Source organism: Microbacterium sp. T3-8, assembly GCF_055398145.1.
The window spans coordinates 2,937,690-2,951,015 of sequence record NZ_AP027918.1 but is presented as its reverse complement, the minus strand read 5'-3'; the positions used below and the strand labels follow the sequence as shown (position 1 = coordinate 2,951,015).

Genomic DNA, 13,326 nt, shown 5'->3' with positions numbered 1-13,326 from the left:
CTCAGGAGGCGAACAGGCGCTGCAGGCGCTGGATGCCTTCGAGCAGCGCGTCGTCGCCGAGTGCGTACGACAGGCGCAGGTAGCCGCTCGGGCCGAAGGCCTCGCCCGGGACGACCGCGACCTCGGCCTGCTCGAGGATGAGGTCGGCGAGCTCGAGCGACGTGGTCGGCGTGACGCCGCCCCAGGTGCGGCCGAGGAGCCCCTGCACATCGGGGTACACGTAGAAGGCACCGAGGGGGTTCGGCACGACGACGCCCTCGATCTTCGAGAGCTCCGAGACGATGAGCCGGCGACGGCGGTCGAACGCTTCGCGCATCTGCTCGGCCTCGGTCTGCGGTCCGTTGAGTGCGGCGATCGCGGCCTTCTGGGCGACGTTGTTGACGTTGCTCGTCAGGTGCGACTGCAGGTTGCCGGCGATCTTGATCGCGTCGGCCGGGCCGACCATCCAGCCCACGCGCCAGCCCGTCATGGCGTAGGTCTTCGCGACGCCGTTGACGAGGATCGTCTGGCCGGCGACCTCGGGGACCGCCTCGACGATCGAGACCGCCGCGGTTCCCTCGTACGTGAGGTTCTGGTAGATCTCGTCGCTGATCACCCAGATGCCGTGCTCGAGGGCCCACTCGCCGATCGCCTTCGTCTCCTCGGCGGTGTACACCGACCCGGTGGGGTTCGACGGCGACACGAAGACGAGCGCGGTCGTGCGCGGGGTGCGGGCGGCCTCGAGCTGCGCGACCGTGACCTTGTAGTCCTGGTCGGCACCCGCGAACACCTCGACGGGCGTGCCGTCGGCGAGACGGATCGCCTCGGGGTACGTGGTCCAGTACGGCGCCGGCAGCAGCACCTCGTCGCCGGGGTTCACCACGGTCTGGAACGCCTGGTAGACCGACTGCTTGCCGCCGTTGGTCACGAGCACCTGGCTCGGCGAGACCTCGAGACCCGAGTCGCGCAGCGTCTTCGCTGCGATCGCCTCGCGCAGCGCCGGGAGGCCGGCGGCGGGCGTGTAGCGGTAGCTCGCGGGGTCGGCCAGGGCCTCGGCCGCGGCATCCACGATGAACTGCGGCGTCGCGAAGTCGGGCTCGCCGGCGGCATACGAGATGACGGGCTTGCCCTCCGCCTTCAGCGCCTTGGCCTTCGCGTCGACCTTGAGGGTCGCGGACTCGGCGATCGCGGACAGTTTGCGGGAGAGAGGAGCGCGTTCGGTCACGATTACGAGCGTACTCGGGGGCGCGGGCGTTGTGCGGGCCGCGACCGGCGTAAGTTCCGCGATTCTTGCCCGCCCGAGCGAACGGTCAGTCCCACCAGGCGGTGAGTCCGTAGAGCAAGAGGTACGGGATGCCGAAGAATCCGAAGAGGGTGACGAGGAATATCGCGATGAGAGCGACGCCACCCGCCACGCTCGTCAGAAGGCCGAACGTCATCTTCGCCAACAGAGGCGTCGACTCCGTCGAGTTCTCATCGAGGGCGTGCGGATCGTCGGGCCGCTCGGCGGGAGGGGCGGCCATGACTACGCTCTCCAACCGGCGAGCAGAATCAGCGGCCAGGTGAGGAAGAGCGCGAAAGCAGCACCAGCTCCGAGGTGCGCCAGCAGTCGCAGCATCATCCGGGTGCCAAGGGGGAGCTGCCGCTTCGTCTCGGCGGGATTGGCTGTGCCCATGCGCTGGATACTATTCCGCCACGGGGCGGGTGCGCGACCCCTCAGAGGCCGTGCGCGCGGGCGACCGCGTCGAGGGTGATGCGCCCGCCCTGCACGTTCAGGCCCTTCGCGAGCGATGCGTCGTCGGCGGATGCCTGCGCCCAGCCCTTCCCGGCGATCGCCGAGACGTAGGGGAGGGTCGCGTTCGTGAGCGCGCGGGTCGCGGTCTCGGGAACGGCGCCGGGCATGTTGGCGACGCAGTAGTAGATCGAGTCGTGCACCGCGAAGGTGGGGTCGTCGTGGGTCGTGGGTCGCGAACCCTCGAAGCATCCGCCCTGGTCGATCGCGATGTCGACGAGCACCGAGCCGGCCTTCATGCCGGCCACCATGTCGTCGGTGACGAGCTTGGGAGCGGCCGCGCCCGGGATGAGCACCGAACCGATCACGAGGTCGGCGGTCGCGAGCTCCTCGGCGATGTCGTAGCGGCTCGACGCGCGGGTCTGGAGCGCGCCGCCGTAACGGTGCTCGAGGTCGCGCAGGCGCGGCAGCGAGATGTCGAAGACCGTGACCTGCGAGCCCAGGCCCAGGGCGTTCGCTGCGGCGTGCTCGCCCGCGACGCCGCCGCCGATCACGACCGTCTTGGCGCGCGGGGTGCCCGCGATGCCGCCGAGCAGAAGTCCGCGGCCACCGTTCGAGCGCAGCAGGGAGTAAGAGCCCATCGTCACCGACAGGCGGCCGGCGATCTCACTCATCGGCACCAGCAGCGGCAGGCTGCGGTCGGGCAGCTGCACGGTCTCGTAGGCGACGGCGGTGGTGCCGGCGGCGACGAGCGCCTCGGTCAGCGGGCGGTCGGCCGCGAGGTGCAGGTACGTGAAGAGGGTGAGGTCGGGGTGCAGGAAGCCGTACTCCTGCGCGATCGGCTCCTTGACCTTGAGGAGGAGGTCGGCCGCGCCCCAGGCCTCGGCGGCGGTGTCGACGATCTCGGCGCCGACGGCGCGGTAGGCGTCGTCATCGATGCGCGACCCGAGTCCGGCGCCGGACTGCACGAGCACGCGGTGTCCCTCGTGGACGAGACGGTCCGCGCCCGCGGGGGTGAGCGCGACGCGGTTCTCGTTGTTCTTGACCTCGGTCGGCACGCCGATCTTCATCGATACTCCACTGCTCAGGGGCGGTTGTTGCAGAACAGGATCGCAGAAACATCGGCAGGGCAACAGATTTCACGAAGATCATTCGCGAATCGTCCGAATCCTGAATAATGATTCGCATGGAGACCTCTACGACCCCGGATCGACCGAACACTCTTCGGGCTCCCGCGCTCGACCCGGTCGACCAGCGCATCGTCGCGCTGCTCGCGGAGGACGGCCGCATGACCAACGCCGAGCTCGCCGGCACGCTCGGCGTCGCCCCGTCGACGGCGCACGCGCGGTTGCGCTCGCTGATCGAGCGCGGCGTGATCACGGGGTTCCACGCGAGCGTGGACGAGCGGATGCTGGGCGCCGGCCTCCAGGCCATCATCGGCGTGAGCCTGCGCCCGAGCGCCCGCCGCGAGAGCATCGTCGAGTTCGCCGACCGTGTGCGCGCGTTGCCGCAGGTGATCCAGGTGTTCTTCCTGGGCGGTGACGACGACTTCCTGCTGCACATCGCGGTGGCGGACTCCTCGGAGATGCGCGAGTTCGTGCTCGAGCACCTCTCGGCCCAGAGCAGCGTGGCCTCGACGCGTACGAGCATCGTGTTCGACTACCACCGCAACTCGGTCGCCGCGTCGTTCACGTGACCCGGGGCATCACACCGGTCGGATGATGGCGATGCCGATCGCGACGAGGAGGGCTGCTTCCACGATGCCGATCACCGCGACGATGCGGCCGCGGTCACCGGCGCGGATCGTCAGGAGCAGGGCGACCAGGCCGAGCGCACCCCAGATCACGGATGTCGCCAGGATGAGAACCAGGAAGAGGAACGTCGTGATCCCGAGGAAGGGGAAGAGCGCCAGCGAGAGCAGGGCTGCCCCCACGGGGACGACCGCAGAGATCCAACCGAGGATCTCCGCCGTCCGACTCCTCGCCCGCTGTGCCCGCGAATATCTCGGCGGGAACGAGCGAAGGGGATTCTCCCGAAGGTAGGCGGCGAGCGACATCGAGGGGCGTGGATCCGAGGCGTCGTTCGTCATCGGCCCACCGTGCCACAGCGCGTATGCGCGGAGCGGCATGGGTTGTGAGACGGGGAGCCTGCGCGCGTCGAGAAGTTCAGGCGCCGAAGGCGCTGGGCAGGGCGCAGTAGTCCGCGAAGCGGCGGGTCGGGGCGTCCGGGTCGGTGACGTCGACGATGACGGATGCCGCGGTGTGCGGCTGTTCGTCGCCCGCGAGCTGCCAGATCGCGAAGTTCCAGAGGCCGCGGGCGCTCGCGCTCACGAGCGAGGCCGGGCCTGAGACGACGAGCACGCGGTCGCTGCGCTCGGTGCGGAACGGCGCGATCACCTCGGTGCGCAGCGCGTCCTCGTCACCGGCAGGGGAGTGCGCCCGCTCGACGCGCTGTCCTGCGGCGGTCAGCGCCGCGGCGAGATCGTCGGCCGCGCGGCGCGAGCGCTCGGCATCCGCCCCCGCCACCGCGAGCAGGCGCCCGCCGTTCGGGTACAGGTGCAGGAACTCGCTCGCGATGTCGCCCCAGAACTCGGTCATGTCTTCAGGCTACGCCCGAGAGCGGATGCCGCGGCCGGTTCAGCTGCGGCATCCGCTCTTCCTCACGGTCAGGACGTCAGTCGAGATACCGGGCGTAGGCGCCCAGCGTCAGGAAGGTGGGGAACTCCTCGCGCAGCGCGACCTCGCGGAAGATCTCCGCGGCGTCGTCGAACCGGTCGTCGGCACTGCGGGTCGCCTCGCGGAGCACGGCGGAGATGAGCTCCTCGACGTACTCGGCGGTGATCGCCGTGCCGTCCTCCGTGGTGCGGTCCTGGTGGATCCACTGCCACACCTGCGAGCGGCTGATCTCGGCGGTCGCGGCATCCTCCATGAGGTTGTCGATCGCCACCGCGCCCAGTCCCCGCAACCAGGCCTCGAGGTAGCGGATCGCGACCGACACGTTGTCGCGCACGCCCTTCGCCGTGATCGGTCGGCCGATGTGCAGGTCGATCAGATCGGATGCCTGCACATGCACGTCGTCGCGCTGCCGGTCGACCTGGTTGGGCCGATCGCCGAGCACCGCGTCGAACTCGGCCTGCGCGGTCGGGATGAGATCCGGGTGCGCCACCCAGGTGCCGTCGAAGCCGTCGCCGGCCTCGCGCTTCTTGTCGGCCGCGACCTTCTCGATCGCGCGCGCCGTGGCCTCGGGGTCGCGGCGGTTGGGGATCGAGGCGCTCATGCCGCCGATCGCGAAGGCTCCGCGCTTGTGGCACGTCTGCACGAGCAGCTCGGTGTACGCCCGCATGAACGGCACCGTCATCGTCACCTCGCTGCGGTCGGGCAGCACGAAGCGGGCGCCGCGACCCCGGTAGTTCTTGATGATCGAGAAGATGTAGTCCCAGCGTCCGGCGTTGAGGCCCGCGCAGTGGTCGCGCAGCTCGTAGAGGATCTCGTCCATCTCGAACGCCGCCGGCAGGGTCTCGATCAGCACCGTGGCGCGGATCGTGCCGTGGGGGAGACCGATGTACTCCTCGCTGAACGAGAACACGTCGTCCCACAGCTTCGCCTCGTCGCTCGACTCGAGCTTCGCGATGTAGAAGTACGGGCCGCGCCCCGCCTCGATCAGCGTCTGCGCGTTGTGCAGGAAGTAGAGGCCGAAGTCGACCAGCGATCCGGATGCCGCGGTGCGGCGCCCCGCGCGGTCGATGAAGGCGATGTGCTTCTCGGGCAGGTGCCAGCCGCGCGGACGCATCACGATGGTCGGCGTGCGCTCGGCGGTGACGCGGTACTCCTTGCCCTCGGGGGACGTGAACGACAGCTCGCCGCGGATCGCATCGCGCAGCGACAGCTGGCCCTCGACGACGTTCTTCCAGGTGGGGCTCGTGGCGTCCTCCTGGTCGGCGAGCCAGACGCGCGCGCCCGAGTTGAGGGCGTTGATCGTCATCTTCGGATCCGTCGGTCCGGTGATCTCGACGCGACGGTCCTCGAGGCCGGGCCCGGCACCGGCGACGCGCCACGAGGCGTCGTCGCGGATGTGCGCCGTGTCGGCCCGGAAGTGCGGGTCGTGCCCGTTGCCGATCTCGAAGCGGCGGCGCATGCGGTCGGCCAGGCGGTCGTGGCGACGCGATGCGAACCGGTGGTGCAGTTCGGTGAGGAACGCGATCGCCGCGGGCGTGAGGATCTCGTCGTAGCGGTCGTGCAGCGTACCGGTGATCTCGATCGCCGGACCCTGCAGGGTCGGGGTGGGGGGTGTGATGGTCATGATGGGTCCTTGTCTCGTGGGGGTGCTTCGACAGGCTCAGCAACCCGGTGAAGAGGGAGGGTCAGTGGAACTGCGCGGTCTCGGTGGAGCCGGCGAGGGCGAGAGTGGCGCTGTCGGGGTTGAGCGCCGTGGAGATCACGTCGAAGTAGCCGGTGCCCGCCTCGCGCTGGTGCTTGGTGGCGGTGTAGCCGTCGGCCTCGGCGGCGAACTCGGCCTCCTGCAGCTCGACGTACGCGCTCATGGCGCGATCGGCGTAGCCGCGGGCGAGGTCGAACATGGAGTAGTTCAGGGCGTGGAAGCCGGCCAGCGTGATGAACTGGAACTTGTAGCCGAGGTCGGCCAGCTCCTGCTGGAACGTCGCGATCTCGGCATCCGACAGGTGGCGCTTCCAGTTGAAGCTGGGTGAGCAGTTGTAGGCGAGCAGCTTGCCCGGGAACTCGGCGTGGACCGCCGCGGCGAACGCGCGCGCCAGCTCGATGTCGGGCTCGCCCGTCTCGACCCAGAGCAGGTCGGCGTAGGGTGCGAAGGCCAGGCCGCGGCTGATGACCGCGTCGATGCCCGGCGTCACGCGGTAGAAGCCCTCGGGCGTGCGCTCGCCGGTGGTGAACGCCTGGTCGCGCTCGTCGACGTCGCTGGTGAGCAGGTCGGCGGCGAGGGCATCCGTCCGGGCGATGATGACGGTCGGGACGCCCGCGACGTCGGCCGCGAGCCGCGCCGCGTTCAGCGTGCGGATGTGCTGCTGGGTGGGCACGAGCACCTTGCCGCCGAGGTGGCCGCACTTCTTCTCGCTGGCGAGCTGGTCCTCCCAGTGGATCGCGGCGGCGCCGGCCTGGATCAGCGACTGAGCGAGTTCGTAGGCGTTGAGCGGTCCGCCGAATCCGGCCTCGGCGTCGGCGACGATCGGGGCGAGCCAGTCCTGCGTGATCTCTCCTTCGCCCGCCGCGGCCTCGGCGTGCTCGAGCTGGTCCTGACGCAGCAGCGCGTTGTTGATGCGGCGCACGACGGCCGGCACCGAGTTCGCCGGGTACAGCGACTGGTCGGGGTAGGTCTGGCCCGCGAGGTTGCCGTCGGCGGCGACCTGCCAGCCCGAGAGGTAGATCGCCTTGAGCCCGGCGCGCACCTGCTGCACGGCCTGGCCGCCGGTGTAGGCCCCGAGTGCGCGGATGTAGTCCTCGGTGTGGAGCAGGTTCCAGAGGTTCTCGGCGCCGCGGTGGGCGAGCGTCGACTCCTCGCGGATGGACCCTCGGATGCGGATGACGTCGTCGGCGGTGTAGGTGCGCTCGACGCCGTCCCAGCGGGGATCGGTGTCCCAGATCTCCTGGAGCTCGGCGGCGGTCTGGACCTGGTCGCCGGCTCGCAGACCTGCGGGGCGGGGTGCGTGCGTCGTCATGGTGTCTCCTTCGGTCGATCCGGCGGCGGTGCCGGGTGGCGTGTGATCCACTGTGGGTGAAGAACGGATGCTTCGATGAAGGGTTTCCCTGTGAAGATCAGTCGAAATTCTGTTTCTGTGACAGAATCGCCGTCATGGACCCTTCGACCGGCTCAGGGACCCCGGCGGGAACCGCAGAAGAGACCGACGCCCTCACGATCGGGCGGCGTATCCGCCGTCTGCGCACCGCGCGGGGGATGACCCTCGACGACCTCGCCTCCGCGGTCGATCGTGCGCCGAGTCAGCTGTCGATGATCGAGACGGGCAAGCGCGAGGCGAAGCTGTCGCAGCTCCAGGCGATCGCGCGCGCCCTCGGGGTGACGCTCGACGCTCTGCTCGAGGGCGAGCCGCTCGACGAGCGCAGTGCGATCGAGATCGCGCTCGAACGCGCGATGAAGGGGCAGACGTTCCAGGCGCTCGGCATCGAGCCCTTCCGCATCGCGAAGTCGATGCCGACCGAGGCGCTCACCGCCCTGCTCGCGCTGCACGGCGAGATCGACCGACTCCGCGACGAGCGGGCGGCGACGCCGGAGGAGGCCCGGCGGGCGAACGTCGAGCTGCGTCACCTCATGCGCCGACAGGACAACCACTTCGCCGACCTCGAGCAGAAGGCCGCCGAGATCCTCGACGCGGTCGGCCACCCGGGCGGCCCTCTCACCCAGCGCACGGCATCCGAGATCGCCGCCTATCTCGGCTTCACCCTGCACTACGCGCCGGACCTGCCGCAGACCACCCGCAGCGTCGCCGATCTCGCGCACGGGCGCCTGTACCTGTCGAGCAGTGTGCCGGCCAAGGGCGATGCCCGCACCGCGGTGCTCCAGGCGCTGTCGAGCCGCATCCTCGGGCACTCCGAGCCTCGCAGCTACGCCGAGTTCCTGCGCCAGCGGGTCGAGACCAACTACCTCACCGGTGCGCTGCTGATCCCCGAGGCGCACGTCGTCCCGGCGCTCCGCGACGCGAAGGCGCGACGGGCGATCTCGATCGAAGATCTGCGCGACACCTACTCCGTCTCGTACGAGACGGCCGCGCACCGCTTCACGAACCTCGCGACGCGGCACCTCGGCATCCCCGTGCACTTCCTCAAGGTGCACGAGTCGGGCACGATCACGAAGGCGTACGAGAACGACGACGTGAACTTCCCCGCCGACCGCCTCGGGGCGATCGAAGGGCAGATGTGCTGCCGCAGGTGGACCAGCCGGGTGGTGTTCGACGAGGACGACCGCTTCAATCCCTACTACCAGTACACCGACACCGGCAACGGCACCTACTGGTGCACGGCCAGGGTCGAGGCGTCGAGCGAGGGGCTGCACTCGGTGAGCGTGGGCGTGCGCTTCGACGACACCAAGTGGTTCGTCGGACGCGACACTCCCCACCGCGGAGTCTCGAAGCATTCGGTCGAGGTGTGCTGCCGCCGAGCCCCGGCCGACCTCGAGGAGCGCTGGCGCGACAACTCCTGGCCGAACGTGAAGACTCCGCGCACGCTGCTCGCAACGCTTCCGACCGGATCGTTCCCGGGCGTCGACACGACCGATGTGTACGAATTCCTCGAGGCGCACGCGCCGGAGTGAGGGTGCTCGTTAGGCTCATCGGACCCGGCGCGATGACGACGCCGGGGGTGAGGAGAGGAGCGACACGATGAACAGCGACGTCTTTCCCGGGCCCGTCGGCGCGCCGCCGGGGGCCGCCTCCGCCATCCTGAGCTTCGGTCCGCTGACCGCCGCTCCGGGGCCGGTGCGGTTCATCGAGGGCTTCGAATCCTTCGCGGACCTCGTCGAACGCGAAGGAGCCGTTCCGACGGAGCTGGCGGAGGACTTCCCGGCGCTGTGGAGGTTCATCGCCGAGCATCCGATCATCGCGGATTCGGCCGCCCTGGCGGAGTCCGCGGCGCGGTTCCTCGGTAATGCGATCGCCGTCCTGCATCCCGCTGCCAGGTGGCGAGCGACTCCCGAGCTCGAGATCGGCACGAACACGCGCTCGATCCCGGTGGCGGGTCTCGTGCAGGGGATTCTCGCGCACCCCGAGCGGCTCGACGACTTCCGGGAGATGCTCGCCTCCTGGGAGCAGGACGATCTCGACGACCAGGAGATGCAGGCCCTCACCCGGGACCTGCCGGAGCCGGCGCTGATCGTCCCGCCGGTCGACTACCGTCGTCCGACTCTTCCGACGCGCGAGTACGCCGATGACGAAGGGCGCATCATCCGGTACGGGAGCCGGTGGGCGGGCGGCGCTCCGCCCGAGGACGCGTACTCGCGGGAGTCGCATCCGGAGCGCTTCGAACCGCTTCGCCTCGTCGTCGATGCCCTCGTCGACCACCTCCGCAGCGGGTACGAGACCGAGGTGCGCGAGGAGGGAAGGCCCGAGGGCGCCCGCCGCATCGTGCTGGAACCGCGCACGGGTGCTCCGATCGCGCTCACGGAGACCGGGCCGTGCGTCGAGGTGGAGGCCGGTGCGCTCTTCCGGGCGATCATCCCCTCCTGCACGTGCGATGCGTGCGACGAGACCGCCGAATCCGCGGCGGATGAGCTCGAGAGGACGCTTCGTGCGATCGCTGCGGGCGGACTCCGTGAGCGGTTCCCCGTCGGACGCCGCGCCTGGCAGCTCACGCAGCTGGTCTCCCTCGGCGGAGAGGGGCGATCGAGCAGCTCGGGGGCGGCTCCGGAACTGCCCGAAGAGGTGCGCGAGCAGAAAGCCGCCGTGCTGCGCGATCTCGACGACGGCTGGTGGCCCGCCTGGCCGCTCCGGGCGGCGCCGCCCGTGTAGCGCGTTCGCGGGTCGACCCGCGTTCGCGCTGCGACGGGAACGCGCTCTCCGCGCCTCAGTCGCGCGCCGTCTCCAGCAGGGCCCATAGCTCGGCGCGCGCCGGGAACGACGACAGGTCGATGTCGAGCAGCGTGCCCGCCTGAGCGATGCGCGAGCGGAGGGTGTGGCGGTGCACCCCCAGGGCGGTCGCGGCCTGCTCGGCGCGTGCGTCGTTCTCGAGCCACACCCGCAGAGACTGCTCCAGCCCCGACCCGGTACCGGCATCGTGGGCGCGCAGCGGTGCGAGGCGCGACTCGGCGACCAGGCGTGCCTCGTCGGTGGCCAGCGCCGACAGGATGCTCGAGCCGGCGGCATCCGCGAATCGGGCGGCGCCCGGCGTGCTCCGCTGGCGCAGAGCGGTGAGGGCCTGGGCGTGCGAGCGGGAGAACGCGGCGTAGGAGTCGGGCTCGGAGACGCCGATGCGGATGCCGAAACGCGCCGCCAGCTCGTCGAGGAGCGCGTCGTCGTCGGCCGCGACGCACATCGTCACCCCGTCATCCGACTCGGCCAGGAACGACGCCACCCCGTGCTCGGTGCGCTGACGCTCCCACCAGTCCACGAGGGCGGTGGCGGGGGCATCGCCGGAGACGGCGACGACGATCGGCGCGACGGGCAGCGCCCCGAGCACGCGCCGCGCGATCGACGGGTCATCGGTGAGCAGGGAACGCAGCAGCTGGGAGTGCAGGCGGCGTCTGCTGCGCGCCAATTGCTCGCTCTGCTCGAGCGCCAGCCCCGACATCGCGATCACCGAGGTGACGACGGCGCGGGCCTCGGCGTCGAGGGTGTCGATCTCGAGGGCGATCACTCCACGCAGGTGCCCGCCGCGGCCGACGGTCGAGAGCAGGAAGGTGCGCCCGTCGAGCGTGAGCGACTGCCCGGCCTCGAGCCCGCGGGCGAGCACCTCGGCGACGCGCTCGCCCAGGGCGTCGAGCAGCTCGCGGTCGGCCGCATCGCGTGCGGGAGAGTGCAGCAGGGCGCCCGCGGCGTCGAACATCCCGGCCCACACGCCGATCCGACGGCTGAGCTCGGTGATGATCGCATCGAGTCCTCGGGGGCGGAGGGCGGCCAGTGCGAGCCCGCGCTGCGCGTCGAGCGCCCAGGAGCGTCGAGCGTAGGCCTGCGCGGCGATGGCTTCGGAGTGGGCGCGGGCGATGGCGATGAAGGGGGTGCGATAGGGCACCTCGAAGAGCGGGATGCCGTGCAGGGCGCAGGCGTCGACCAGGGCCTCGGGGATGCCGGAGCGGTGCACCTCCGTGCCGAACCCGAGTCCGAGCACGCCGCGGTCGGCGAGTCGGGCGACGTACGCGCCGATGTCGGATGCCGCGTCTCTTTCGGATGCCGCGTCGAACTGCGTGCCGGTGGTGAGGAGGGCGAGGTCGTCGGAGAGGAACGGGGTGGGGTCGGCGAGGTCCGAACTGTGCACCCAGCGCAACGGCCTCTCGAGGGCGGCGACCGGGAGCGCGGCCGGTTGCGACACCAGACGGAGGTCGAGATCACGTCGCCGGAGGAGGGCCTGCAGAGTGGGCTGATCGGCCATGCGGCGCCTCTCTTGTACGTCCCGGCGAAGTCTCGTCATCGATTGTACAACCGGGCGAATGCGCGATGTCGGTGCCCGGTCGTACGCTCGCGACATGGCACTCCTCGACACCGCATCCCCCGTCGTCCCCCTCGGAGGACCCGAGCTCCCCCAGGAGCGTCGCCTGGTCACCGACCTGCCCGGCCCGCGCTCGGCCGAGCTGCTGGCCCGCAAGGCGGATGCCGTGGCCGCGGGTGTCGGTCACACGGTTCCCGTCGCGGCGGTCGCCGCGGGTGGCGGCGTGGTCGTCGACGCCGACGGCAACTCGCTCATCGACCTCGGTTCCGGCATCGCCGTGACCTCGGTCGGCAACGCGCACCCGAAGGTCGCCGCCGCCGTCGCCGCGCAGGCCGCGCAGTTCACGCACACCTGCTTCATGATCTCGCCCTACGAGTCGTACGTCGGCGTCGCCGAGGCGCTCAACCGCATCACGCCCGGCGACTTCGCCAAGAAGAGCGCCCTGTTCAACTCGGGAGCCGAGGCGGTCGAGAACGCGATCAAGATCGCGCGCAAGTACACGGGTCGTCAGGCCGTCGTCGCCTTCGACCACGGCTACCACGGCCGCACCAACCTCACGATGGCGCTCACCGCCAAGTCGATGCCGTACAAGAGCGGCTTCGGTCCCTTCGCGCCCGAGGTCTACCGGGCACCGATGTCGTACCCGTTCCGCGACGGTCTCGAGGGCGGAGAGGCCGCAGCCCGCGTCATCCTGCAGCTCGAGAAGCAGATCGGCGCCGACAACCTCGCCGCCGTCATCATCGAGCCCATCCAGGGCGAGGGCGGTTTCATCGTGCCCGCCGAGGGCTTCCTCCCCGCGATCGCCGAGTGGTGCCGCGCGAACGGCGTCGTCTTCATCGCCGACGAGGTGCAGACCGGTTTCGCCCGCACGGGGCACATGTTCGCGAGCGAGATCTTCGGCATCGAGCCCGACCTGATCACGACCGCCAAGGGCATCGCCGGCGGTCTGCCGCTCGCCGCCGTCACCGGCCGCGCCGAGATCATGGACGCCTCGCACGCCGGTGGACTCGGCGGCACCTACGGCGGCAACCCGATCGCCTGCGCCGCGGCTCTCGCCTCGATCGACGTGTTCGAGAACGATGGAGTGATCGAGCGCGCACGCGAGATCGGCGAGATCCTCACCGCTCGTCTGCTCGACATCCAGAAGAGCGACGCCCGTATCGGCGACGTGCGCGGACACGGCGCGATGATCGCCGCCGAGTTCGTCGACCCCGAGACGAAGGCGCCGGATGCCGCGCTCACGGCCGCCGTCGCGAAGGCCGCCATCGCGCAGGGCGTGATCGTGCTCACGTGCGGCACCTACGGCAACGTCATCCGTTTCCTCCCGCCGCTCTCGATCGGCGACGAGCTGCTGAACGAGGGCCTCGACATCGTGGCGGCGGCGCTCGCCGCGGCGTAACCGACGGGCGCGTTCGCGCCACCCGGAAAACGTCCGGCCGCGACCCTGATCGGGGGATTGGGGGTCGCGGCCGGCACTCTTCACCACAGATCCAC

At 70.4% G+C, this 13,326-nt stretch carries 13 protein-coding genes; 4 read left to right on the top strand and 9 right to left on the bottom strand.

The features are described from left to right. Position 1 precedes the first annotated feature (1 nt). The 4 genes from ACZ5Y9_RS14145 to ald all read right to left on the bottom strand — a co-directional run bounded on the left by ACZ5Y9_RS14145 (position 2) and on the right by ald (position 2,781). A complete protein-coding gene (locus ACZ5Y9_RS14145) occupies positions 2-1,204 on the bottom strand; it encodes a pyridoxal phosphate-dependent aminotransferase (RefSeq protein ID WP_247625150.1) in 1,203 nt (400 codons plus the stop codon). 85 nt (positions 1,205-1,289) lie between these two features. Further along, the gene (locus tag ACZ5Y9_RS14140) at positions 1,290-1,502 is read right to left on the bottom strand and encodes a hypothetical protein (protein WP_247625149.1); all 213 of its coding nucleotides are present in this window, start codon (positions 1,500-1,502) and stop codon (positions 1,290-1,292) included. 2 nt (positions 1,503-1,504) lie between these two features. Continuing rightward, a complete protein-coding gene (locus ACZ5Y9_RS14135) occupies positions 1,505-1,654 on the bottom strand; it encodes a hypothetical protein (RefSeq protein WP_247625148.1) in 150 nt (49 codons plus the stop codon). A gap of 41 nt (positions 1,655-1,695) precedes the next feature. Then, a complete protein-coding gene (ald, locus tag ACZ5Y9_RS14130) occupies positions 1,696-2,781 on the bottom strand; it encodes an alanine dehydrogenase (RefSeq protein ID WP_464471604.1) in 1,086 nt (361 codons plus the stop codon). A 107-nt stretch (positions 2,782-2,888) separates the two neighbouring features. Between ald and ACZ5Y9_RS14125 the strand changes: the two genes are divergently transcribed. Next, positions 2,889-3,407: an Lrp/AsnC family transcriptional regulator gene (locus tag ACZ5Y9_RS14125; protein ID WP_247625146.1), complete on the top strand. Its 519-nt coding sequence runs from the start codon at positions 2,889-2,891 to the stop codon at positions 3,405-3,407. 9 nt (positions 3,408-3,416) lie between these two features. Here the strand turns inward: ACZ5Y9_RS14125 and ACZ5Y9_RS14120 are convergent, their stop codons facing one another. The 4 genes from ACZ5Y9_RS14120 to aceA form a co-directional block, all read right to left on the bottom strand. Then, positions 3,417-3,644: a hypothetical protein gene (locus tag ACZ5Y9_RS14120; RefSeq protein WP_247625145.1), complete on the bottom strand. Its 228-nt coding sequence runs from the start codon at positions 3,642-3,644 to the stop codon at positions 3,417-3,419. 232 nt (positions 3,645-3,876) lie between these two features. Beyond that, a complete protein-coding gene (locus tag ACZ5Y9_RS14115) occupies positions 3,877-4,308 on the bottom strand; it encodes a hypothetical protein (protein WP_247625144.1) in 432 nt (143 codons plus the stop codon). Between the two features lie 76 nt (positions 4,309-4,384). Beyond that, positions 4,385-6,010, bottom strand: a complete 1,626-nt coding sequence (aceB, locus tag ACZ5Y9_RS14110; RefSeq protein WP_247625143.1) for a malate synthase A — start codon at positions 6,008-6,010, stop codon at positions 4,385-4,387. 61 nt (positions 6,011-6,071) lie between these two features. Next, positions 6,072-7,400 (bottom strand): isocitrate lyase, encoded by a 1,329-nt coding sequence (gene aceA / locus ACZ5Y9_RS14105; RefSeq protein WP_404598220.1) that lies wholly within the window; start codon positions 7,398-7,400, stop codon positions 6,072-6,074. A gap of 134 nt (positions 7,401-7,534) precedes the next feature. On the opposite strand from aceA, the gene ACZ5Y9_RS14100 reads away from it, so the two are divergent. Next, positions 7,535-9,007 carry an XRE family transcriptional regulator gene (locus ACZ5Y9_RS14100; protein WP_247625141.1) on the top strand — a complete coding sequence of 491 codons (1,473 nt, stop codon included), beginning with the start codon at positions 7,535-7,537 and terminating at the stop codon, positions 9,005-9,007. Between the two features lie 67 nt (positions 9,008-9,074). Next, positions 9,075-10,199: a DUF6226 family protein gene (locus ACZ5Y9_RS14095; protein WP_464471603.1), complete on the top strand. Its 1,125-nt coding sequence runs from the start codon at positions 9,075-9,077 to the stop codon at positions 10,197-10,199. A gap of 55 nt (positions 10,200-10,254) precedes the next feature. Here the strand turns inward: ACZ5Y9_RS14095 and ACZ5Y9_RS14090 are convergent, their stop codons facing one another. After that, positions 10,255-11,775, bottom strand: coding sequence for a PucR family transcriptional regulator (locus ACZ5Y9_RS14090; RefSeq protein ID WP_464471602.1), 1,521 nt, complete (start codon positions 11,773-11,775; stop codon positions 10,255-10,257). A 94-nt stretch (positions 11,776-11,869) separates the two neighbouring features. Here ACZ5Y9_RS14090 and gabT point away from each other — a divergent pair, with 94 nt between their 5' ends. Continuing rightward, positions 11,870-13,231: a 4-aminobutyrate--2-oxoglutarate transaminase gene (gabT, locus tag ACZ5Y9_RS14085; protein ID WP_247625138.1), complete on the top strand. Its 1,362-nt coding sequence runs from the start codon at positions 11,870-11,872 to the stop codon at positions 13,229-13,231. Positions 13,232-13,326 lie beyond the last annotated feature (95 nt).

Bases quoted from the DNA above. Each gene is read 5' to 3' on its own strand.
- ACZ5Y9_RS14140 (WP_247625149.1), bottom strand. From the start codon at position 1,502: ATGGCCGCCCCTCCCGCCGAGCGGCCCGACGATCCGCACGCCCTCGAT.
- ACZ5Y9_RS14135 (WP_247625148.1), bottom strand. From the start codon at position 1,654: ATGGGCACAGCCAATCCCGCCGAGACGAAGCGGCAGCTCCCCCTTGGC.
- ald (WP_464471604.1), bottom strand. From the start codon at position 2,781: ATGAAGATCGGCGTGCCGACCGAGGTCAAGAACAACGAGAACCGCGTC.
- ACZ5Y9_RS14125 (WP_247625146.1), top strand. From the start codon at position 2,889: ATGATTCGCATGGAGACCTCTACGACCCCGGATCGACCGAACACTCTT.
- ACZ5Y9_RS14115 (WP_247625144.1), bottom strand. From the start codon at position 4,308: ATGACCGAGTTCTGGGGCGACATCGCGAGCGAGTTCCTGCACCTGTAC.
- aceB (WP_247625143.1), bottom strand. From the start codon at position 6,010: ATGACCATCACACCCCCCACCCCGACCCTGCAGGGTCCGGCGATCGAG.
- aceA (WP_404598220.1), bottom strand. From the start codon at position 7,400: ATGACGACGCACGCACCCCGCCCCGCAGGTCTGCGAGCCGGCGACCAG.
- ACZ5Y9_RS14100 (WP_247625141.1), top strand. From the start codon at position 7,535: ATGGACCCTTCGACCGGCTCAGGGACCCCGGCGGGAACCGCAGAAGAG.
- ACZ5Y9_RS14095 (WP_464471603.1), top strand. From the start codon at position 9,075: ATGAACAGCGACGTCTTTCCCGGGCCCGTCGGCGCGCCGCCGGGGGCC.
- ACZ5Y9_RS14090 (WP_464471602.1), bottom strand. From the start codon at position 11,775: ATGGCCGATCAGCCCACTCTGCAGGCCCTCCTCCGGCGACGTGATCTC.
- gabT (WP_247625138.1), top strand. From the start codon at position 11,870: ATGGCACTCCTCGACACCGCATCCCCCGTCGTCCCCCTCGGAGGACCC.